The sequence below is a fragment of the Halomonas sediminis genome, from assembly GCF_044871105.1.
Classification (GTDB): Bacteria; Pseudomonadota; Gammaproteobacteria; order Pseudomonadales; family Halomonadaceae; genus Vreelandella; species Vreelandella zhuhanensis.
Map to the genome: position 1 here is coordinate 609,558 of NZ_CP085246.1, position 22,399 is coordinate 631,956.

The window sequence follows — 22,399 nt, forward strand, 5'->3', positions numbered from 1 at the left end:
ATTTAGCAGCGCTATTAGCTACTCAGCAGGCCAGTAGACTTGCATCAGTGGCAGTAGTGCTCGCCCTTCCGTATCGAAGTTCGGGTAGTTCTCTACCGCCAGGTTCGCCAAATCATCGAGATCTACCAACGTTACTGGGTTCGGTGCTCGCTCTGCTTCATATCTGGCTTCACGGGTGAAACCACCGGTACTGACGAATAGGCCGTTTTGCCCGCTTCTTACGACAGTGATGAAGCTGCGTAATACAGTCGACCCCATGCTGCCGGCACGGTGTTTGATCTCGACTTTTATGTGTGGCTTGGTCAGACCCAACCCATCCGGTGAGGCTTCAACATCGACGCCGCGATCAGGACCACGAGGAGAAACTTTTGTGCGGTACCCCATCGCACGAAGGATAGCAGCAGCGAAGTGCTCCATCTCTTCTGGGGTGAGCTGCAGAATACGGTCTTTGATCAGCTCATGGCTTTGCGCACGGATGCTTTCACTCAGCTCTACAAAGTCTGCTTCTACCTCTTCTGGTTCTTGCACTGGTGCAGCTTGCTTACCCTCCAAGACAGCACGCATATCCTTGATCACAGACTCGGAAAGGCTGAACACCGCAAGCGTAGAGCCAAGTGAACTACGCGTAGTTTGCGTTAGCGCGTCACGCGATACTTTGCCCTCCCATTTCACCCAACGAACATGAGCATAGTCTTCTACCTGCTGGTCTTTGCTCAGGAATTCGTACTGGCCTTGATCGAGACCTACCAAGTATTGCCGGATTTCAGGACTGTAGGTGATGACGGTATCGTCTGCTTGAATGACATTGCAGAACTTGCGGATCATACCTACAGCGTTACCTGTTCTTCCTGGTTTGGCATTGCCATAGTGTTCGATATACGCTTGCCGTAATTCGGCATCGGCACTGTACTGACGAAGATCACCAAGGGAATTCCACCCGACGGCGACACAGTTGCGGGCTTCAAAGTGTTCAAAAAGCCGGCCACCTTCGCCGGCTCTGATCATCCATCCCTGGGGCATGATGGCTCCTATTATTTGTTAAGATGCGTTCAGAGACATTACTGCCACCGCTGAGCTGAGACTTGAAAGAATTAGTAGCTTTCTTGAGCACCAAGCGCGTTTAAGGTTGCTCTATCGGGGGCGCCAGTGACAGGCAGTCCGTTCTGCTCCTGAAAAGCACGCATTGCGTTTCGTGAACCACCTCCCCAGATTCCGTCGGTTGCTCCAGCCTCAAAGCCACCAACATTCAGCATTGTTTGTATTGCTCTATAGTCATCCTGTGAAAGATCAAGTGTCGACCACCCACAGGCACTTGCCACAGCTCCTATTGCATCCTGCACGCCTGCGAGATCGAATTCAGCATCATGCTGTTGACCATTTCTTTCCGTCAGACGAATAAAGAAAAGCTCAGCATCGTACAGCTTGCGCAGGAAAGACTCGGCACTTGATCCAAAAATTCCTGCGCCTTTATTGGATGTCAGTTCGTTCCAGCGAGACGACTGGGCAGGATTTTCATCGATACGGTAGATGATATCGAATGAGTTGCGACGTAATTCACTCATCAAGAAATCGTCTTGTACAAAGATAAGAGATGTTTCTCCTTCACTGCACCTTGTGATGAGTCCGGTGAAATTACTGAAGCTGTGATCGTTATATTCAGAATAATTAATAGCAAATATCTTCAGACTATCATCAATAGCAGCCTGCTTTTCCTCGATCACCCACCAGCCAGAAATCTGGTTCCCTTCGTTATGCGCTTGCTCGAATGGAATCAAACTGTAGTCGATTTCCGGATAGTCAGGGTCAGCCCATGACAAGTCGGTGCCTGAAAGCTCATCCATCGAGCTAGCAGCATTTTCATCAGGCATGTCTCCATTCGACGTAAAAGAAGTTGTCGAGCTGAAGTCAAACTTCATCGGAAAAGCGATACCATAGCGGGCTTGCAAATAGGCCATCTGCAGCTGAGCCAGTGTAAATTTCTCAGTTTCAACGCGGCTTAGTGCCATCGCACGGATAAGGCCACCCACAGAAGCAGCCTCTTTCTCGGCCTCCTCGATTTTCTTTTTCTGTGCAACCATTTCGCCAAGAAGCTGCTCTGCCCGTTCGGGGCTAGGTTCTACGGCCGGAACTGTAACCTCAATCTGCGCACCGCCCGCTTCAGCTTGTTGTCGGTTTTTTACGACTGTGCGTAGCAGCAAAAGCGCTTCCCGCCGTGTTTCAGCAAGGACTCTTATCAGGCCTCCTTCGTAGGAGGAAATAGTCGCCTCAACATCGGCAATTTGCTCATTAATCGCATTGATCTCAGCGTCAAGCGGGGAAACATCTTGAGCAAAAGCAAAGCCAATACAGCTAGAGCTAATTAAAAAAGCTGAAGCAAGTGTGCAAGCCCTGTTCATTATTTTTACTCCTTTAAAAAAGTCACCATCAATGGTTTTGATTATCATTATTCTATGTCTAGGGCTGGCAACGCCCGCACGACCTTCATGGTTTCCAGGCTGACCGTGATCACCCGCTGGAAGAGCTTGAGCGGGTAAGCAGGGTCTTTCATGGGCCAATGGCGATGTACAGCGTGCTAGCGAAATACTATCAAAGGGACAGCCAATAAGCTGTTAGCTATAAAGATAATTTTTCAGATGTGTAGGCTCTTCACTGACACGCACTACAGGCGTAATTACCATCAAAGGCTATGCAGCTGATGATTGATCTCATAACTGCCTGCATTGCTCGTCACTTGCTGTTGAGCAAACGCCTCTACGATGTCACGTGTATGGTCTGGCCGTAGGTGAGCATAGTGCTGAACCGTGGTTTGAATATCCGAGTGGGCCATCAGTTTGGAGACAGCGAGCAAATCCGCCCCGGACATCACCATCTGAGAGGCAAAGTTGTGGCGCAGGCTATAGTGATCTTAACCAGCATTTGTGGACACCGATCTAAGCAATTACTCAGGTCTCCAAGGCCGCTAGGCTGATCTTTCCTGTAGCCCTCCAGACTTCGCATCTCCTGGCTTATGAGATATCTCCCTTAAAGCGCGTGCGAGCGGTTTGCGGTTGATAGTGAGCCTGCTGCGCCCCGTCATGGTAAGTCTTGTTAAGGAACTCTTGTTCGGCCTGAAGGTTCGACTCGGCAACGACCGTCCACCAGCATTTTTTGCTGCCTTGGACGCCGGGATGCCACCGGTAGCCGCGGGACTTGAACGTTTCCCTAATATCGTAGGGAGCACCAAGCGCCCGCACGACGACCGTTTTTTGACGGACACTTGCCAGCAGAAGAGGGAAGGATTCGGGCTGGCAATGTAGTAGCCAAGTGGTCGCTAGACAGTCAACCTCAGCCCTGTGACCTTGATAAAAGTACCCTTGTTTGAGGAGTAGGTATTCCAGCTTGCGTGCTTCGAAACCTAAGCTTTTCCAATCCACCTCGCTCAGGCTGCAAGCCCAGATTTGCTTGTCGCAGGCGGGGAAACGCGCTTCCATGAAGCCCCTATCGAACTGGGCGTTATGAGCGACCACCAGAGGGTCGCCTTGGAGCATCATGGCGAGCCATGCGTCATCGATATACTTCCCTGCTACGTCCTGATCGGTGATGCCGGTGAGGCTGGTGATCACTTCGGGAATCGGGATCCCTGGGTCTTCGAATTGTGAATGAGACTCCAGAATCGAGGTGATGCGTTCTTCTGAGGGGCTGAAGGTTCCACGTACCAGCCCCAACTCGATGATCTTGTCAGCTGAGGGATCGAGCCCTGTGGTCTCGACATCCACGACAACCAAGGGTCGTTCGTCCCCTACGGGGGGATTCAGCTCGATGGGAAAAGTGGCATCTGACCGCGTAATAGGGACGCGTTGGATCAGGCGGTAATCCTCTGGTGTAGCCTCTATTTCAGGGATAGCTTCTAAGGGGAAAGAAGAAGGCGTGCTCATGATGGTCGCTCCTGGGGATCGAGACTGAGGTGGCGTGGTTTTCGTCTAACATATCCTTTTCGATACTGCTGGTAGCTAAGTCGCGATACCGATCAGAAGGCCGCTCACATGCCTCTGCAATATTGGGAATGATGGCAAGACATATTTCATTATAACCCTCGGGTGAGTAACACGATAATCACGGCAAATTGCCACACTGTTCTCTATCGACGCCGCCTAGGACGTGGAAGACGTAGCGCAATGCCGCCTTGCTCAGGTATCAGTTTACCAAGGGTTGGATGGCACTCTCACTCGAGGTGCCTCAGATCATGGTGCGTTCAGTCAGCTTCCCCATCAGCTATCGAGAGACCACCAGCGGATAAATGGTTCGATGATATAACCGCTGTGCGGAAGCCGTATGAGAGTGTCCGCCACGTGGATGTAATTGGTTGTGGCTCGTAGTCTGGAGCCGGTGGGGTTGGTTGGTGATTGTTTCATTGGAGGATGGAGCTAACCGTCAAGCGGCTCGAGAGGGGGGAGGGCAGCATGTCTATTCACCGTCTTCAGCACAACGCCAGCGTCGAGACATGCTTCATCTACTTAAGTAGTAGAGGGTGGCTGGTGGTTGTGAAGCCAGGCGACGGGCACTAAACTGCAAACAGTTCCACAGTTAGGTGTCACACTTTAGGTAAATCTGATTCTGCATGCCGATGGTAAGTTGTTGATAGGATTCAAAATCCGCCGCTGGAAACAGTGTGTCGGTTCGAGTCCGACCACCGGCACCACCTTCAAAATCAGACGCTTAAGCGTCTTTTTTTGTGCCTGAAATTCCTGTTTTCCTTTCTGAATATCTGAATCTGTCCACTTTTTGTCCATCTCGATTTTCAGCGCCTACTTGTAGCCTCTGTAAAGTTCAGAGCGGGGTCTGGCAAGGAGTGGGTTAAGCTTTCCGTTTGATATTCCAGAGTTGCCTGTATAGCTTGAAATGGACAGGCGCATGCATGTGGAGCCGTTAGTGATAATGAAGGGTCTTCTTGTGGATGCCAAGTTGAGGTGCGTGCCATGCTTCGTAATCTACTGCTGTGTATTCCGCTCGTGCTATCGCTCAGCACAGTGGAGGCGGAGGATGTCCGAGCCGGTCGGGTAGTGGGTCTCGCAACAACCATGACGGCATGGGTGGCTGCGCATACCGACTACGCTGCGCCTGAGCCGCCACCTGTCGAGTTCCAAGATCAGGAGACCCTTCGGCAACGCTGTTATCCGGGTTTCGCCTCGCATCAGGTACCGCTGATTCGTGGTATCTACGACCCCGAGAAGCCAATCATTTACTTGGACAGTGACTGTGACCTCGATAATCTCGTTGACGCCAGCTATCTCCTGCACGAGGTCGTTCACCATGTCCAGCTCGCTAACAATGCCCACCTGCAGGTGCAATGTCGCGACCGGCTTGAGGGAGAAGCGGTGACACTCCAGGCCCTATGGTTAAAGGAAAAAGGTATCTCCGAACCGCTGGAAGCGCTCGGTATCGACGAGCGCACCTTGCGCATTATTGGCTCGTGTCAGCGCTAAGGGCCAGCTGTTTGGTCACGCAAAGAGGCTCAACCAACCCTGCTGGGCGAGATCGGTGAGCCCTTGTACGCTTGAATTTCAGCCAAAGCGTCTATCGGTTGTTTGTCGGAACAGGTCTCTCGGGCTGAATGGTTAGTCGTCGCTTTTGTGCATGCTCAGGATCCAGTCGACCAGTTGCTCGGCTTCTTCCTCGCTCACTTCAGCGCGTTCACCGGCTTCCGGCATGGCAGCAGATCCCCAATGCGCTTCGCCTCCAGTCAGTACGACTTCGACCAGATAGCTCTTCATCTCAGTTCCTGAATATTTTGCCGCGATGCTGCTGAAACCAGGCGCCCTCGGTGTATCGTCCTTACTGGCGTGGCAGCTCAGGCACTGTTTCTCCTCCGCCAGTTGTTGCATGTCAGCATGCATGTCTGCCGATGCCGAGAGAGAACCCAAGAAAAGTCCACTTAATGCCAATGTAATCAATGCTGTTTTCATGTCTTTATCCTCACCTTGCCAAACAGGGTCAGCGGTTATTGTTTGATAATATTCAACCGCATTGCATTGCCACCTATTGAAACTTAGACCAGTCCTATGACTCCTTCAATTTAAGAACCATTGTTTATGTTGTCTGTGCCTGGGATGCGTGAGTCTATTCGTGAGGGGCGGTCTCCAACTCTTTCTTGGGAATATCTTAGTTGCGCTTTAGTCGTAGATTTTTGCCTTGGGAATATTGGTAATACCAAGGTTTTCTCAGCATTCGCACGGATTTACCTGTTAACAAAAATTGGTCTTACCATTGACTGACAAGGGGTTGCGTTGAATGTTTCGATTGGCCAGTTTGGGGCTTTTCGTTAACCTTGGTTGTGGAAGCATTTTCCAGTGCTCATGATATTTCTATCAGCCCAGCACGGAGATACGCTTTATTGTGTGACGGCCACAATGGGCAATCGCACATACCGATGGTCTACGGACGATAACAACAAGATTTAGCCGCCACTTGCCATCTATTGTATCGAGGGCGTGCTTTTCCATTAGGAGTCTCTGTCATGCCAAACGACAAGAAACCGTCAGATATTTCCGTTAATAACACCACAAACCCTCTCGACGCGCTCAAGACCCCCAGCCGACGTAATTTCCTCAAGACCGCGGCTATCGGCTCCGCTGCTGCAGTCGCCGCGCCCTGGATTGGCAATGTTCAGGCACAGGAAGGAATTCGGATTCGAATGCAGTCTTCCTGGCAGCCAGGCACCACGGGGTATCAAATATTCGAGAAGTGGGCGGCCGGTGTTGCCGAAGCCACGGGTGGCGAAGTGCGAATAGAGCCGTTTCCCGCTGGGGCCGTGGCGGGGGCTTTTGAGGTTGCCGATGCAGTGCGCAACGGTGTAATCGACGGTCAGAACTGGTTCACCGTCTACTGGCCCGGCAAGATGCCGGCTGGCGTATTCCTGACCGCCTATCCGATGGGGCTCTCTGTGCCTCACCAGTGGGACATGATGTTCGGTGCCTACGGAGGCTTCGGCATTGCCAAGGATCTCTATCGCAAGCAGGGCCAGGAACTGCTCGGTTATGTCCATCATGACATGAACCTGATCCACTCCAAGAAACCGCTGCGCAGCTTTGATGATTTTAAGGGAATCAAGTTACGCATGCCGGGGGGCATCGTGGCCGAGACGTTTGCCGCCATAGGGGCGCGTACCACGCTGCTCCCAGGGTCCGAGGTTTATCCGGCACTGGAGAAAGGCACTATCGATGCTGCCGATTACGTCGGCGCCGCAGTGAACTACGAACTGGGTTTCTGGCAAGTGGCCGACTACATCATCATGGGGCCGCCCTCGACACCTTGCCTGCACCAGGCCGTCGACCTCATGGACATTTCCGTCAACCGCCGCATCTTCGAGCGGATGTCGCCGCAGACTCAGGACCTGATGCATGATCTGGTGGCGGCTTACTCGCGCGAACATTACGCCGCCATTCAGAAAGCCAACGCCGAAGCATGGCCCAAATACCGCGAGAAGGGCGTGGAGATCATCCACCTCACGGAAGAAGATGCCACTCGCTTCCGCGAAGCGGCTATTCCCTTGTGGTTCAAGTGGGCCAACAAGGATCCCGATGCCGCCCGGCTTTTCAAAGCCCATCTGGATACCATGATGGACCCGGCGGTAGGCTTGGTAACGGAAGAGGATATCAAGGGCTACCAGTTGAACATCTGACCTGCCGAGAGCTTGTGCGAGAGCTCATGAATGTTGCCATCTGCGGATGGCAACGTTTGTGTCTAACCCGACCCAATCGAGCATCCCCCTCGATTCGTTGATCCGTGGTTATTGCCCAAAGGCGATGGCCTCTCGGAGGAGTGTCCATGAATCTTGAGATCAATTTCATCTTGCCGCATTGGCTCTACTGGTCGGTGCTGATATTGCTTCCTTTGGTGGTGATGTTTTTCGTCGAGCGAAGCTTTCGCCGCGGAGAAACCGTCAGCGGCGGCGATACGGCGGAAGTTCCACGAACCGATATTGGCTACAAGGCGCCGGGTAATTTTTTCACCACCGGGATTGACGGCATTTCCGGGTTTTTCGGGCGCTATGTCGCTTACTGGTCATTGATTGCGCCTTTTGTCTTCGCTTATGAAGTGTTGATGCGCTATGCGTTCAACTCGCCGACCAATTGGGCACATGAGTCGATGACATTGATGTTCGGCATGCAGTACCTGCTGGCGGGGGCCTTTGCCCTGCGCGAAGGTGGGCATGTACGAGTGGACATCCTCTACAGCCGGGCCAAGCCCTTGAACAAAACGGCACTGGATCTGTTGACCTCGGTGTTCTTTTTCATCTTCACGATTGCCTTGTTGACGACGGGTTGGAAGTTTTTCTCTCAGTCGGTCAGTGATGCCTATTTCTTTGGGTCGAGCTATGCCAATGAAGTGTCTTTCACGGAATGGGCTGTGCAGTATTACCCAGTGAAATTCATGCTGTTCTTTGGGGGCTTGTTGCTGTTGCTCCAAGGCATTGCGCAATTGATCCGTGATATTCAGGCCTTTTTTCATCATCGCAAGCGCCACGAGGGCAGCCAGACCTTTGCCAATGTCTTGGTGATCAGTGGGGTGATCATTGCCGCCTGGGCGTTGTTCGAAATGGTCAATATTGCCGTTACCGACTATGAAAGTTTGGCGCTAAGCCTGGAAAACAGCCTCTCTAACGTAGGCATCGGCGGTTTGACGTTGGTGATGTTCGGCACGCTGATGGTGGTGCTGGTGGCCGGGCTGCCTTTGGCCTTCGTCACCGGCGGCCTGGGGGTGTGCTTTTTGTATCTGGTGGGTGACCAGAACATGCTTAACCTGATGCCGTCGCGCATCTTTCCCATGATGACCAACTATCAGTTATCGGCGATTCCGTTGTTCATCTTCATGGCCACGGTGCTGGAAAAGGCCGGTATCATCGAAGAGCTGTTCGATGTGGTCTACAAATGGATGGGGGGGCTCAAGGCGGGTCTGGCGATTGCCACCATCGTCGCTTCCACGCTGCTGGCGGCGATGGTCGGGGTGATCGGCGCTGCCGTGGTGACCATGGGGTTGATCGCGCTTCCGGCGATGCTCAAACGCCATTACGACCCGGAAATCGCGATCGGCTCGATCATGGCGGGGGGCACCTTGGGGATTTTGATTCCGCCTTCCATTCTGGCCATCATCTATGGCGTTATCGCCCAGCAATCGGTGGGTGAGCTTTACCTAGGCTCGCTGATTCCCGGCCTGATGCTGGCGGGCATGTATGGTTTCTATGTGTGGATGCGTGGCACCTTGAACCCGAAACTGGCTCCGCCCATGCCGGTCGAGGATCGGGTGAGCATGACCGAAAAGCTGCGTCTGCTGCGCAACATGCTGGCACCGATCATTCTGGTGATGTTGGTGTTAGGGATCATCTTTACCGGGATCGCCACCCCGGTGGAAGCGGCGGGCATCGGTACCTTCGGTGCGCTGGTGGTAGCGGCGATGCACAAACGTCTCACTTGGCCTAACCTGCATGCCGCTTGCATGACTACCCTGGTGGCCACGGCCATGGTGATGTGGATTATTTTCGGGGCGAGCATCTTCGTGGGCTTTTACATCCTGCAGGGCGGCCAGACATTTGTTCAGGAGCTCATCTCCGGTGCGGGCCTGAGTCCCTACATGGTGCTGGCGTTGATGATGGTGCTGTTGGTGGCGCTGGGCATGTTCCTCGATTGGGTGGGTATCCTGCTGTTGGCGGTGCCGATCTTCGTGCCCCTGATCCAGGGGTTGAACTTCGATGGTCTGTTCGGGATGCCGGGCGTGGAGCCGATGAATGTGTCGCTGTGGTTCGGTGTCATTTATCTGGTCAACATGCAGATGTCATTTCTCAGCCCACCGTTCGGCTATGCGCTTTTCTATATCAAGGGGGTATGCCCGCCGCACATCACCATGGCGCAGATTTTCCGTTCCTCTTTTCCCTTCCTGGGCATTCAGGCACTGGGGCTGTTTCTGGTAATTGTATTCCCCAGCCTGGTCACGTGGTTGCCTAATCTCGTGTATCGCTGATCCATCCTGTCCACTGTGAAAAACGCCCGTTTCGCGGGCGTTTTGCTTGGCCATCGAGACAAAGAACGTTTGGTTCAAAGGACTTTTTAGTGACGTTAATTAAAGGTTTGTTGGCTAAACATTGAGAAGGTGCGAGCAGGCGTATAGTCAAAGGTTCCTGCCGCCAGGATGGAAAGACCATGCTTCCGCTTGAACTGCGCAGCTGCAATCTCGACCACGAACATGTCGCCCATAGCCATGACCACCATCAGTTGATTCTTGCCACCAGCGGGGTGACCGAACTCGCCCTGGAGGGGCGGGGCGGTGGCCAGGTGACGTCTCGGCGGGGCTGTTTGATTCCCTGTTCGCGCGCGCATGAATACCAGGGTGACGGCAGTAATTGCACCCTGGTGCTCGACATTCCTGTGACAAGGTTGACGCTGCTGGATAAAGACGCGGGTATCGAGCGATTGTTCGATACCCCGCGATTTTTTAATGTGCCCCCCGGTCTCAATCAATTGGCCCACAGCTTGGCTTACCAGCTGGAGCAGTGTCCGGCGTTGCAAAATGAAATTGCCATGCTGTTGCTGCGCGCATTGGAGGTGTATTTGCAAGGCTCGCCCGCTGGCTCTCAACCGACGGGTATAGGCTGTGTCACGCAACGTTTGGACATGGGGCGGCTGAATGCCTGGTTGGACCAGCATTTGGCTGATGAAGTGCGGGTTGAACAGTTAGCCGGGTTATGTGCCCTCAGCCTCGGCCATTTTCATGTCTGCTTTCGCGACATGGTCGGCATGACACCGCTCGCCTATGTGCAGCGCCGACGGCTGGAGCATGCACGTACTCTTGTTCAGCAACGCTCGTTGAGCCTTGGGCATGTTGCCGCCCTGGTAGGCTTTCGCGACCAAGGCAGTTTCTCGCGGGCGTACCGACGCTACTTTGACGTTTCTCCTTCCCGTGACCGCCAATCGCCCCTCGTAATCTGACTCGTGGGCAAATCTTTCGCAGCTTCGGGCAAGCGCAGTGCTTTACCTCGGTCTAGTCTTTAAAGATCACTTCTGTGTTTCTTTAATTTGCGAGACCGACGATGAGCATTAGCTACCACGACAGCAACTCCCGCATGAGCCAAGTGACTATCCACCAAGGAACCCTGTATCTGGCAGGCCAGGTGCCGACGGATACCGGGGCCGATATGCATGGCCAGACCGAGCAAGTACTGGCGCGTATCGATGAGTTGCTGGCCAAGGCGGGAACCTCCAAAGATCAGCTGCTTTCCGCCCAGATCTGGGTAACCAGCATGGATGAGTTCGCCGAGATGAACAGAGCCTGGGATGCCTGGGTAGCGCCCGGTCGGCCGCCGGTGCGTGCCGCCGTGGAAGCGAAACTCGCCAAGCCCGAATGGAAAGTGGAAATCATGGTGATAGCCGCGCTGCCGGAGGCGTGACATGCGAGTCGTCTCCGCTGATGAAGTCGCCGAATGCCTCGAGTGGCAAGGCCTGATAGAGCGCCTGGCGCTCACCTTTGCCCAGGGTGTCGAGTCGCCGCCCCGTCATCATCACGCCATGCATCGCCCGGATGGCGAAGCCACCATGCTGTTGATGCCGGCTTGGGAAAAGGCCGGTTACATTGGCGTGAAGGTGGTCAACGTCTTTCCGCAGAATGCAGACCACGGCATTCCGGCGATTTCCGGTCTGTACCTGCTCAGCGAAGGCGCCCACGGCCAACCGCTGGCCTGCATCGATGGCAGTGAACTGACCCGTCGCCGAACCGCGGCAGCCTCGGCCCTGGCCGCACGTGAACTGGCTCGCGAAGACGCTTCGACGCTGCTCGTCGTGGGTACCGGTAAGCTGGCGCCCATGGTGATTGAAGCCCACGCCAGTGTGCGCCCTATCAAGCGCGTGCTGGTGTGGGGGCGTAATCCCGAGAAAGCCGCCGCGATTGCCGAGATTTATGCCGACCGCTTCGATACCGCCGTAGCTGGAAATCTGGGAACCGCGGTGGCCCAGGCAGACATCGTCAGCTGCGTGACGCTCTCCACTCAGCCGCTGATCAAGGGGGAATGGCTCACGCCGGGAACTCATCTGGATCTGATCGGTGCGTTTCGTCCGCAAATGCGCGAAACCGATGCGCAATGCTTGCGCCGCGCCGAGGTGTTCGTGGATACCTACGCCGGTGCCAAGGGGGAAGCGGGCGATATCCTGCAGGCCATCGAGGAAGGAACTTTCCGTTTCGACCAGATTCAAGCGGAGCTGGCAGAAGTGCTCAAGGGTGAAAAGGCCGGTCGATCTTCGGCCGACTCGATTACGCTATTCAAGTCAGTAGGGGCGTCGCTGGAGGATCTGGCTGCCGCCATTGAAGTGTGGGAGGCGCTACCCGACGCTCACTGAGGGAGAGCGATCTCTTGAGCCAAGTGCCTTCCTGAAGGGTAATAACGCAAGTTCGACTCCACTTAGAATGAGGTGTGTTATGACAACAACAAAACGTTTACCATTCATCGCAGCAATGGCAACCTTGCCCTTGGCGATCGCCAGTACCCATGTCCAGGCACAATCCACGGAAATGGCCATCGCCACCATCCTGCCCGAGAACATGAGTAACAACGAAGTCTACCCGGCCTTGATGCACTTCAAGAATCTGGTCGAGATGCGTACCAACGGTGAAGTGGAAGTGAATATCTTCGGTAGTAGCCAGCTTGGCTCCGAAGTGGAAACCGCTTCCGAGGTGCAGGCTGGGCGCTCCCTGCAATCGACAATCATCACGACCGGTGCCATGTCGTCGTTTTACGATGATTACCAGCTAATGACGGCCCCTTTCCTGTTCGACAACTGGCGCCAGGCCTGGACGTTCTTTGATAGTGAATGGTTTGCCGACTTCATGTCCGGCACCATCGACGAAGCCAACATGCGTTATCTGGGCACCTTCGATGACGGCGGTGGCTTCGTGGCCTTCACCAACAACGAGCGACTGATCGAGACGGTGGAAGACCTCGAAGGGTTGAACATCCGCACCGAGGAAAACCCCGGCCATGTGGCGATCATGAAGGCGTTGGGCGCTTCGGCGACACCGCTGCCCTGGGGTGAGGTAATTACCGCCCTGGAAACCGGCCTGGCCGACGGTCAGTTCAACGCCCCGGTGCTCAACACTACCTTCAACTTCGATGAGGTAACCGATTACACCACTCTGACGGGGCACGTTTACAACAGCGCCGCCTGGCTGGTCAGCGAGGACTGGTTCCAGGGGCTGACCGAAGAGCAGCAAGAAGCGATTCTTACCTCAGCGAGAGAAGCCGTCGCGATCGGTCACGGCATGTCAGGCGCTCTGGCCACTGCCAGCTGGCAAGAGTCCTGTGAACGCTTCGAGGAGTGCTACATCATGCCTACCGAGGAGCGTCAGCGCATGGCCGATATCGCACGTCCGGAATGGCGGGACTGGATTGTCAATGACTTTGGTATCGAAGCTGACAAGGTCGATGCCTTCCTCGAGGAAGTGGCGCGTGTCGGTGAGCAAGTGAGCGAATCGGATGTGTCTATTTATGGCCGCTGAGGATTGATATCGATCCGCTACCCATCGACCGACCGACCGACCGACCGGGCCGGCCGGTCGATGTCGCCTGTGAGGTTATCTGATGCATTTACTTCAGCCACTTCGCCGCCTGAGCGATGCAGTCAATCAGGCGGCCATCGTGATGTGTGTGGGCTGCGTGCTGATCATGCTGGGCATCTCCTTTACGGCTTTCCTGTACAAGCTGGCAACCGGCAGTACCTTGAGCTGGACCTACTCACTGGCACGGCTTTTCCTGCCCTGGATTGGATTTCTCTCCATGACGATCTCGTTGCGCTATGGCGAGCATGTGGCCATGACCCTGCTGGTGCGTAGCTTGCCACGGGTACTGCTGACAGCAGCGGCGGTGGTCTGTCTGGCGGTGATTGCGTTATTCGCATTGATGTTGGTGTGGTATGGCTGGAGCTACTTCCAGGGCGCCACACAGGTCTACATGGTATCCGACCAGATTCAGATTCCCAGCAAGTTCACGGCTATCGTGATCCCGCTTTCCGGGGTGATCATCCTGTTACATCTGGTGCAGGGGTTCGATCTGCTGGAGCATTTCATCGATGACGAGACGCAACTCGATGAACTGATCAAGGCCAATGAAGGGGAGAAACGCTCATGATGCCGGCAATGGTGGCCTTTGTGGTGTTGTTATTGATCGGCGCACCCGTGGCCGTGGTCATGGCTATGTCCGGTCTGGCGGGTGGGTTTGCGATGGGTGGGGAGCGCATGCTGGGCATCATCGCTGATCGCATGTTTGCCGGTGTTTCGGGCTTTCTGCTCATCGCCGTGCCTTATTTCATCTTCACCGCCGAACTGATGAACCAGGGCGGGCTAACTCATAAGCTGATCGACTTCAATAATGCATTGTTCGGGCGGGTCCGCGGGGCGCTTTCCCATGTCAATGTCTCGGTGTCGGTGTTCTTCGCCGGCCTGACCGGCGCGGCGATTACCGATACCGTCGCCATCGGCAAGATCATGATTCCGGAGATGAAAAAACAGGGATACGACGCTGAGTATGCCGCGGCGATTACCGCCTGTTCATCGATAATCGGCCCCATCATTCCGCCAAGCGTGGTGATGGTGGTATATGCCACCCTGTTGCGCGATATTTCGGTGATCGACCTGTTCGCCGGCGGGATTATTCCCGGGTTATTGATGGCGGGCGCCTTGCTGGGCGTGAGCTTTTTCCTGGCCTGGAAACGTGGTTACCCCAAGCAGGCGCCGACACCCTTTAAGGTGGCGGTGATGTCGTTCGTGCTGGCGCTGCCCGCCATGATCGTGCCGTTGATCATTCTGGGCGGTATCCTGTCGGGCCTTACCACCATTACCGAAGCCTCGGGATTCGCCGCCGTCTACACCATCGTTATCGGCGTGGTGTTTTACCGCAACCTTACTTGGCGCAAGATATGGGATTCGTTAGTGGTGACCGTGCGCTTCTCGGGTGTGGTGTTCTTCCTGCTGGCGACCTCGGCGGTATTGGGCTGGTTCGTGACGCGTTCGGGTATCGCTCGGGATGCGTCGGGGCTCATCACCACCTTTAGTGATTCGGCTTTTCTGCAGTTGATGATGGTCTGCCTATTGTTGTTGCTGATCGGCACAGTGATGGATGTGCTGCCGGCGCTGGTGGTCGTGGCGCCGGTACTGGTGCCGGCGATGATTCAGTTGGGGTTTGATCCCTTGCACTTCGCCATCCTGATGATCGTGGTGCTCAATATCTCCAATGTGACGCCGCCGGTAGGCATGACATTGATGACGGCGGCACGTATTGCCGAGGTGCCCTATGAGCGGGCCATCATCGCTTCACTGCCATTTTATGTGGCCTTTATCGGGGTTATCTTGTTATTGGCGGCTTTTCCGGCCCTGTCGACCTGGATACCGTCGCTGCTAGGGTAGCGCCTCACTGCAAGGACATTATTCGATGAAGCTGTTTTACCATCCTGACCAGGAATATCACGCACCGCCCACCTTCTTGCTGCGTGGCCAACCGGTGCCTTCCCCGGAAGGGCCGCAACGCGCGGTACTGTTGTCCGAGGGGCTGGCCGAGGTTGGGTTATCGCTTACCGCGCCGACACAGATCGATAGTCCGCTGTTGCGCAGGCGGCTGGAATGTATCCATACACCGCGCTATCTCACTTTCCTGGAAACCATCCATGCGCGCTGGCAGGCATTGCCACAAGCCTCGGAAATGGTAATGCCCAACGTGCATCCATGCGGAGGCGGATGGCATTATCCCGACCATCCTATCGGCCAGGCAGGTTGGCACCTGCATGACATGGCCTGTCCGATCAGTGCCGGAAGCTTCAAGGGTATTCTAGCCAGTGCGGTCAGTGCCCAGGCCGCGGCGGAGGCGGTGCTGAGCGGTGACCGCCACGCTTATGCGTTGTGCCGCCCGCCGGGTCATCATGCCGGGCCGGACCGCGCTGGCGGCTTCTGTTTCGTGAACAACTCGGCACTGGCGGCCACGGTGCTGCGCGAACGTTTTGAGCGCGTGGCGATTGTCGATGTGGATCTGCATCACGGCAACGGCACTCAGGACATCTTCTATGCCCGTGGCGATGTATGGACGGGCTCGCTACACGCCGACCCGGCACAGTTCTATCCATTCTTCTGGGGCGGGGCGGCAGAAATTGGTAGCGGCGAAGGCGACGGAAGCAATCTCAACTTGCCGTTACCCTTGGGCAGCGACGGTGCGCTGTTCCTGGCCACTCTGGAAACGCTGCTGGAAGCATTGGCGGCCTATCGCCCCGAGGCGGTGGTGGTGGCCCTGGGCCTGGACGCTCACAAGGATGACCCTTTGGCCGGTTTTGTTCTGGAAACCGAGGCCTTTTTCCAGATCGGCCAACGTCTGGCGGCCTTGGATCTGCCCATGGTATTGGTCCAGGAAGGCGGCTATCCCACCGAACATCTGAGTGCCAACCTGGCGGCTTTCATGCGTGGGTTCCAGCAAGGCGCAGCTGTAGGTTGATGTCCACGTCGCCTAGGTGAAAAAGCTTTTATTTCAAGGCGTTTTCCAGTATTGCAAGCCGCCCCGGCTGCATGCGTCCTCCACTGCAAGTCGGCGCGCAGGCGGCGGATATCTACCTGTCGGGCATGTTGCGGGTGCCCTGTATGCCCTTGAGGCGTCGACGGAGGGCAGCCTTGCCCATCATGTGGGCACTGACCGGGGCGGTGGCAAACAGGAAAATTGTCACCAAGGCTTCCTGGACGGAGACGCCATCCTGCTGATGGCTGAAGTAGAGCAGCGAGCCGATCAGGGTGCAGCCGACGCCTAGGGTGCTGGCCTTGGTCGGGCCGTGGAGCCGGGTATAGAAGTCGGGTAGCTTGGCCAGTCCCCAAGAGCCAATCAGCGCCACCAAGGCACCGAATAGCAGGAAGGCGACAATGACAAGCTCCAGGTACCACGGCATGTCGATGCTGGTCATTCGATCACATCCCCCCGCAGCAGGTACTTGCTCATGGCCACGGTGCTGATGAAGCCCATCAGGGCGATCAGCAAGGCCAGTTCGAACAGCATGCCGAGTCCCATCCAGATGTCGGACAGTACGATCAGGGCGATGCTGTTGATCATCAGGGTGTCCAGCGCAAGGATCCGGTCGACAATGTCGGGACCGATGGTCAGTCGGTAGAGGTTGAGCAGAGCGGCGGTGGCGAAGAGTGCCATGGCCACCGGTATGACGGCAGCAATCATCGGAAGATCTCCTCGAGTGGTTTCTCGTAGCGTTCACGAATGTCAGCAATCATCCCGGCTTCGTTCTCCAGGTGCAGGGCGTGGACCAGCAGGGTGTTGGCCTCGGCGTCGTAGTGGATCGAAACGGTTCCGGGGGTCAGCGAGATGGTGCTGGCCAGGATGGTGATGGCGAAGTCGTCATCCAGGGCGAGCGGGTAGCTGAAGAAAGCCGGTTTCAGGTATCGGGCGGGGCGCAAAATGCGCAGGGCCACCACCAGATTCGAGCGCAGAATGTCCACCAGCAGCACCAGGAGATAGCGCACCAGCGGCAGGGGGCGCTTGATCTTCGCCTCCTCTGGCCAGAAGCCATGAGTCACGAAGGGAATGGCCACGCCCAGGGCCAGCCCCAGCAGGGCGTGAGCCGCGCTGAATTCGTTGACCATCAGCAACCACAGTAGCGCCAGGAACAGCGAGAACAGCGGGCGCGGCAGCCAGTATTGCCAGCGTCGGTAAGCAAGATTCATGGCGAGATTTCCTCCAGTGAGATGCCGGCCTCCGGCAGCACGGCGGCGATATAGCCGCCTGGTGCGCGAAGCTGCTCGGCGGTCAGCTCGAGATAGCCCATCACCGGGTCGCCGAAGATGGCCAGCAGACCGTTGAGACCGACCATGATGGACACCAGTGCCAGGGGGGCGCGCTCAAGCGGGTAGGGCTTGGCCATGTCGCCGGGGCGCCAGAACCAGCTGCTGCCGGTGCGGCTGGCGGCGATAATCACCAGCAGCGCCGAGGCCAGCAGCACCCCCCCTAGCCACAGCCCCTGGGCCGACTCGAGGCTGGCCTGGAGGATCCACGCCTTGCTGACGAAGCCGGCGAAGGGCGGCAGGCCCGCCATGGCGATGGCGGCGACGAAAAACAGCGTGCCCAGCACCCAGCGATGCCCGATGGGGCCGGTCGCCGAGAAGCGGTCGTAACCGGTCTCGCGCTGCTGGCCCAGGAGGTCGGCTAGAAGGAAGAAGACCGCGGCCATGAGGGTGCTGTGAATCAGGTAAAACAGGGCAGCGCCGAGGCTGGCTGCGGTGCCGAGGCTAATGGAGGCCAGCAGGGTGCCCACCGAGAGAATCACTAGGTAGGCGGTCAGGGTGCGCAGGCTGTCCGAACCCAGCACCCCGATGCCGCCCAATGCCAGGGTCAGCAGCGCCAGCGGCCACAGCCAGCCCCAGGCGGTCGCGGCGACCGGGGACTCGCCCAGCGCAAAGACCAGCAGGAAGATGCGCAGGATGGCATAGATGCCCACCTTGGTCATGATGGCAAAGAGCGCGGCCACCGGGGCGCTGGCGGCCGAGTAGGCGCGGGGCAGCCAGAACAGCAGCGGCAGAATGGCGGCCTTGATGCCGAAAACTACCAGCAGGATTAGGCTAGCGGCGGCGAGCAGCGGCGCATCTTCCGGCGGAGCCTCTGCCACCCTCAAGGCCAGGTCCGCCATGTTGAGGGTGCCGGAGAGGCCGTAGAGGGTGCCCAAGGCGATCAGGAAGAGCGCGGAGCCCACCAGATTGATGATTACGTAGTGGAGGCCGGCACGGCTGCGGGCGCGGCCGCCACCGTGCAGCAGCAAGGCATAGGAGGCGATCAGCAGGATCTCGAAGAATACGAAGAGGTTGAACAGATCACCGGTCAGAAAAGCGCCATTGAGCCCAGCCAGTTGGAACTGGAAGAGCGCATGGAAGTGTGCACCACGCTGGTCGGTGCCGCTGCTGGCATAGAGCAGGCAGCAGAGCCCCAGCACAGCGGTCAGCGCCAGCATGATGGCGGCGAGGCGGTCGAGGACCAGCACGATACCGAAGGGCGCCGGCCAGTCGCCGGCTTGGTAGATCAGGTAGTCGCCCGAGCCGGCCGTGGACAACGCCCAGATACCCATCAGCACCAGCCAGGCGGTGCTGGCGAATCCCAGCAGGCGTTGCAGGGCGAAAGGCGCCCGATAGAACAGCAGCTGACCGGCGCCGGTCAGCAGGGGCAGCAGGATGGGCAAGATCAGGGCGTGATTCATGCGCGATCTTCCTCAGGGTTCTCGCCGTCCACGTGGTCATTGCGTAACTCCACCGCGGCCTTGAGCGCCAGCACCACCACGAAGGCGGTCATTGCGAAGCCGATGACGATGGCAGTGAGCACCAAAGCCTGAGGCAGCGGGTCCGCCGAGCGCTGCGACAGACCGACAATGGCCGGGGCGCCAGCGACCAGGCGCCCCGAAGCGAACAGGTAGAGGTTGACTGCGTGGGAGAGCAGGGTGAGTCCCAGGATGACCGTGAAGGTGCGCGCCCGCATTAGCAGGTAGACCCCGCAGGTGGTCAGCACGCCGAGCGTGATTGCGTAGAGCAGTTCCATCAGCCGATCTCCTTGCCGGGGCCGGCCACCGTCATCAGCTTGCCGAGATTGGCCAGAATCAGCAGCGTGGCGCCGACCACGGTGGCGTAGACGCCAAGGTCGAAGAGCATGGCGGTGGCCAGTTCGAATTCACCAATCAGCGGCAGGTGCAGGTAACCGTGGGACGAAGTGAGAAAGGGAAAGCCGAACAGCCAGCTGCCCAGGCCGGTAAAGGTGGCGGTCAGCAGGCCGGCGCCGATCAGCGGCCGGAAAGGGGACAGCATGCGTTCCTGGGCCCATACCAGGCCGCCGGCCATGTACTGCAGGGTCAGCGCCGCTGCGGTGATCAGCCCGGCGATGAAGCCGCCGCCGGGCAGGTTGTGGCCGCGCAGGAAGATATAGGCCGAGACCAGCAGGGCAATGGGCAGCACCAGCCGGGCCACGGTACTGAGCATGATCGGGTGCGGCTCGGCCACCCAGTGGGCGGGATTGGTCTCGACCACGCGCGCCTTGAGGTGCAGGTCGTGGGTAAAGGCAAACACTGCTACGGCGGCAATGCCCAGCACGGTAATCTCGCCCAGGGTATCGAATCCGCGGAAGTCCACCAGGATGACGTTGACCACGTTGGTGCCCCCGCCGCCGGGGACGCTGTTGGCCAGGAAGAAGTCGGAGATCGTCTCCTGGGGACGGGTGAGGATGGCGAAGCTGAAGGCTGCCACGCCAAGGCCCATCAGCACGGCGATAGTAAGGTCACGGCCCATCCTGAAGCCGCTCGATTCCCTGGGCGAGGTTTGAGGCAGGAAGGAGAGTGCCAGCATCATGATCACCACCGCCATCACTTCCACCATCAGCTGGGTCAGGGCCAGGTCGGGCGCCGAGAAGCGGGCGAAGGTGACGGTGATGAAGAGCCCGGTGACGCCGAGCAGCAACAACGCCGGCAGGCGGCGATGGTGATGGACCGTCACGCCGATCGCCGCCAGGCACAGCAGGATGGCTGCCAGCAGGGTCAGGGGGTCGAGCGGGGAGAGCGCCACGCCGCCGTCCCAGTGGGTGACGGCGAGCAGCTCCATGCCGACCACCACCACCACAGTAGCCAAGATGAAGCTCAGGTAGCGCTGCAGGGAGCCGTTCTCGAGCTGGAAGACGCGGCGCTGGGAGAGAGCGATGGCGCGGCGCATGATCCAGTCGAAAATCTCCTTGGCATCGACCTCGGGCAGCCGCGCGTGCAGGCGGAACAGGGGGTCGCGGAAATGGTAGAAGAGCACGCCACCGGCCAGGGCGAACAGGCTCATGAGCATTGGCACGCTGCCGCCCAGTGTCGAGAAATCGTAGGAATCGACAAGCGCCTGACGCGCGGCGCTGAAGGCTGGCTGGATCAGGGCGGAATAGATGTGTTCCGGCACCAGCCCCACCAGCAGCGTGGCCAGGGCCAGCAGCACGATGGGCGAGAGGGCCGCCAGCCGCGGCGAGGCGGGCGGCCATACCGGAAGGTCGATCGGCCGACCGTTGAAGAAGACGTTATGGAAGATGCGGATCGAGTAGGCCACCGAGAACAGCCCGGCCAGGGCCACCCAGAGGGGAATCACCACAACCGCCCAGTCGGGGGTGGAGAGTAGCAGGCTCTCGGTGAACAGCATCTTCTTGCTCAGATAGCCGCTCATCAGCGGCAGGCCGGCCATGGCGGCGGCGGAGATGCCGGACAGCACCATCAGAACGGGCATGAAACGCCACATGCCGTTGACTCGGCGCATGTCGCGGGTGCCGGTAGCGCGATCCACGTAGCCCGCCATCATGAACAGCGGCGCCTTGAACAGTGCGTGGCATACCAGATGGAAGAGAGCGGCCGCCAGCGCCATGGGGGTGCCCAGGCCCAACAGCAGCATGATCAATCCCAGGTGGGAAACCGTGGAGTAGGCCAGCAGCCCCTTCATGTCGTGCATGAACATGGCCACGAAGGCGCCCACCATGAGTGTCAGCATGCCGGTCAGGGTGACCAGGTGGAACCACAGCGAGGTATCGGCCAGCGCCGGGTGCAGCCGAGCGAGCAGGAACAGTCCCGCCTTGACCATGGTGGCGCTGTGCAAATAGGCGGAGACCGGCGTCGGCGCTGTCATGGCGTGGGGCAGCCAGAGGTGGAAAGGGAACTGGGCGGACTTGGTAAAGGCACCGAGCAGGATCAGATTGAGCATCAGGCCGTAGTGTTCGTAGGCGCGGATGCGCTCGCCGGCGTCGAGCACTACCGAGAGCTCGTAGCTGCCGGCGGCATGGCCCAGCAGCACGATGCCGCCAAGTAGCGCCAGGCCACCACCGCTGGTGATCACCAGCGACATGCGGGCCCCGAGCCGGGCTGCATGGTCGTGAGTGTGGTAGCCGATCAACAGGAAAGAGACCAAGCTGGTCAGCTCCCAGAATACCAGCAGGAACAGCAGGTTCTCGGAGAGCACGATGCCCAGCATGGCCGCCATGAACAGCAGGATCAGGGTGAAGAAGCGCGCCGAGGTGTTACTGCCTTCGAAATAGTAGCGCGCATAGAACAGGACTAGACAGCCGATACCGGTGATCAGCAGAGCAAAGAGCAGTCCCAGGCCGTCGAGACGGAAGGCCACGTTGAGGCCCAGTGACGGCAACCAATCGAGCTGCTGGACCACGGTCTCTCCGCCACTCATGGCGTGGGGTAGCCAGCTGAGCAGCAGCAGCAGGGAGAAAAGGGCGGGGAGGGCCGAGACCGACGCCAGCAGGCGAGATGACTGACCCCGCATCAGCGTGGGGAGACAGGCGCCTGTGAGGGGCAGCAGGATGATCAGTGCAAGCGGCATGGGACTTGTCTCCCTCATGGTGCTTTAATCAGGA

General features: G+C 57.6%; 21 protein-coding genes and 1 tRNA gene. 11 read left to right on the forward strand and 11 right to left on the reverse strand.

Translation table 11 applies throughout. The features are described from left to right. Window positions 1-18: 18 nt before the first annotated feature. The 4 genes from LG290_RS02980 to LG290_RS02995 form a co-directional block, all read right to left on the reverse strand. The gene (locus tag LG290_RS02980) at window positions 19-1,020 is read right to left on the reverse strand and encodes a restriction endonuclease (RefSeq protein WP_499836191.1); all 1,002 of its coding nucleotides are present in this window, start codon (window positions 1,018-1,020) and stop codon (window positions 19-21) included. Between the two features lie 71 nt (window positions 1,021-1,091). Beyond that, window positions 1,092-2,444, reverse strand: a complete 1,353-nt coding sequence (locus LG290_RS02985) for a peptidoglycan-binding domain-containing protein (protein ID WP_499836192.1) — start codon at window positions 2,442-2,444, stop codon at window positions 1,092-1,094. 233 nt (window positions 2,445-2,677) lie between these two features. Further along, complete coding sequence (locus tag LG290_RS02990; protein WP_499836193.1) at window positions 2,678-2,869, reverse strand: hypothetical protein; 192 nt, start codon at window positions 2,867-2,869, stop codon at window positions 2,678-2,680. Window positions 2,870-3,005: 136 nt separating this feature from the next. Then, window positions 3,006-3,914, reverse strand: coding sequence for a 3'-5' exonuclease (locus LG290_RS02995; RefSeq protein ID WP_499836194.1), 909 nt, complete (start codon window positions 3,912-3,914; stop codon window positions 3,006-3,008). Between the two features lie 685 nt (window positions 3,915-4,599). Between LG290_RS02995 and LG290_RS03000 the strand changes: the two genes are divergently transcribed. Both LG290_RS03000 and LG290_RS03005 read left to right on the forward strand, forming a co-directional pair. Then, window positions 4,600-4,678: transfer RNA gene (locus LG290_RS03000), tRNA-OTHER, on the forward strand. Between the two features lie 277 nt (window positions 4,679-4,955). Further along, window positions 4,956-5,462, forward strand: a complete 507-nt coding sequence (locus tag LG290_RS03005; protein ID WP_499836195.1) for a DUF6647 family protein — start codon at window positions 4,956-4,958, stop codon at window positions 5,460-5,462. A gap of 132 nt (window positions 5,463-5,594) precedes the next feature. Here the strand turns inward: LG290_RS03005 and LG290_RS03010 are convergent, their stop codons facing one another. Further along, window positions 5,595-5,942, reverse strand: coding sequence for a c-type cytochrome (locus LG290_RS03010; protein WP_499836196.1), 348 nt, complete (start codon window positions 5,940-5,942; stop codon window positions 5,595-5,597). A 551-nt stretch (window positions 5,943-6,493) separates the two neighbouring features. Here LG290_RS03010 and dctP (LG290_RS03015) point away from each other — a divergent pair. The 9 genes from dctP (LG290_RS03015) (at window position 6,494) to LG290_RS03055 (ending at window position 16,489) form a co-directional block, all read left to right on the forward strand. Further along, complete coding sequence (gene dctP / locus LG290_RS03015; protein ID WP_499836197.1) at window positions 6,494-7,657, forward strand: TRAP transporter substrate-binding protein DctP; 1,164 nt, start codon at window positions 6,494-6,496, stop codon at window positions 7,655-7,657. A 146-nt stretch (window positions 7,658-7,803) separates the two neighbouring features. Continuing rightward, complete coding sequence (locus LG290_RS03020) at window positions 7,804-9,993, forward strand: TRAP transporter large permease subunit (protein WP_499836198.1); 2,190 nt, start codon at window positions 7,804-7,806, stop codon at window positions 9,991-9,993. Window positions 9,994-10,172: 179 nt separating this feature from the next. Next, entirely contained in the window at window positions 10,173-10,958 is a 786-nt protein-coding gene (locus tag LG290_RS03025; protein WP_499836199.1) for a helix-turn-helix domain-containing protein, read from the forward strand. 101 nt (window positions 10,959-11,059) lie between these two features. Beyond that, a complete protein-coding gene (locus LG290_RS03030; RefSeq protein ID WP_499836200.1) occupies window positions 11,060-11,416 on the forward strand; it encodes a RidA family protein in 357 nt (118 codons plus the stop codon). Between the two features lies 1 nt (window position 11,417). Further along, the gene (gene lhpI / locus LG290_RS03035) at window positions 11,418-12,359 is read left to right on the forward strand and encodes a bifunctional Delta(1)-pyrroline-2-carboxylate/Delta(1)-piperideine-2-carboxylate reductase (protein ID WP_499836201.1); all 942 of its coding nucleotides are present in this window, start codon (window positions 11,418-11,420) and stop codon (window positions 12,357-12,359) included. Between the two features lie 79 nt (window positions 12,360-12,438). Continuing rightward, complete coding sequence (dctP, locus tag LG290_RS03040) at window positions 12,439-13,515, forward strand: TRAP transporter substrate-binding protein DctP (protein WP_499836202.1); 1,077 nt, start codon at window positions 12,439-12,441, stop codon at window positions 13,513-13,515. A gap of 82 nt (window positions 13,516-13,597) precedes the next feature. Further along, window positions 13,598-14,143, forward strand: coding sequence for a TRAP transporter small permease (locus LG290_RS03045; protein WP_499836203.1), 546 nt, complete (start codon window positions 13,598-13,600; stop codon window positions 14,141-14,143). Beyond that, entirely contained in the window at window positions 14,140-15,417 is a 1,278-nt protein-coding gene (locus tag LG290_RS03050) for a TRAP transporter large permease (RefSeq protein WP_160417443.1), read from the forward strand. The genes LG290_RS03045 and LG290_RS03050 overlap by 4 nt, the downstream gene beginning before the upstream one ends. 25 nt (window positions 15,418-15,442) lie before the next feature. Further along, entirely contained in the window at window positions 15,443-16,489 is a 1,047-nt protein-coding gene (locus LG290_RS03055) for a histone deacetylase family protein (protein WP_499836204.1), read from the forward strand. Window positions 16,490-16,601: 112 nt separating this feature from the next. Here LG290_RS03055 and LG290_RS03060 read toward each other — a convergent pair whose 3' ends face one another. The 6 genes from LG290_RS03060 to LG290_RS03085 are packed head-to-tail and all read right to left on the reverse strand — an operon-like array spanning window position 16,602 to window position 22,365. Further along, complete coding sequence (locus tag LG290_RS03060) at window positions 16,602-16,946, reverse strand: Na+/H+ antiporter subunit G (RefSeq protein WP_227842113.1); 345 nt, start codon at window positions 16,944-16,946, stop codon at window positions 16,602-16,604. Continuing rightward, window positions 16,943-17,212 (reverse strand): K+/H+ antiporter subunit F, encoded by a 270-nt coding sequence (locus LG290_RS03065; RefSeq protein ID WP_114486265.1) that lies wholly within the window; start codon window positions 17,210-17,212, stop codon window positions 16,943-16,945. The genes LG290_RS03060 and LG290_RS03065 overlap by 4 nt, the downstream gene beginning before the upstream one ends. After that, on the reverse strand, window positions 17,209-17,715 hold the full coding sequence (locus LG290_RS03070) for a Na+/H+ antiporter subunit E (RefSeq protein ID WP_499836205.1): 507 nt from the start codon (window positions 17,713-17,715) through the stop codon (window positions 17,209-17,211). Before LG290_RS03070 ends, LG290_RS03065 begins: the two co-directional genes overlap by 4 nt. Next, a complete protein-coding gene (locus LG290_RS03075; RefSeq protein ID WP_499836206.1) occupies window positions 17,712-19,235 on the reverse strand; it encodes a monovalent cation/H+ antiporter subunit D in 1,524 nt (507 codons plus the stop codon). Before LG290_RS03075 ends, LG290_RS03070 begins: the two co-directional genes overlap by 4 nt. Then, on the reverse strand, window positions 19,232-19,570 hold the full coding sequence (locus tag LG290_RS03080; protein WP_499836207.1) for a Na+/H+ antiporter subunit C: 339 nt from the start codon (window positions 19,568-19,570) through the stop codon (window positions 19,232-19,234). Before LG290_RS03080 ends, LG290_RS03075 begins: the two co-directional genes overlap by 4 nt. Continuing rightward, complete coding sequence (locus LG290_RS03085) at window positions 19,570-22,365, reverse strand: monovalent cation/H+ antiporter subunit A (RefSeq protein WP_499836208.1); 2,796 nt, start codon at window positions 22,363-22,365, stop codon at window positions 19,570-19,572. The genes LG290_RS03080 and LG290_RS03085 overlap by 1 nt, the downstream gene beginning before the upstream one ends. Between the last annotated feature and the right edge of the window lie 34 nt (window positions 22,366-22,399).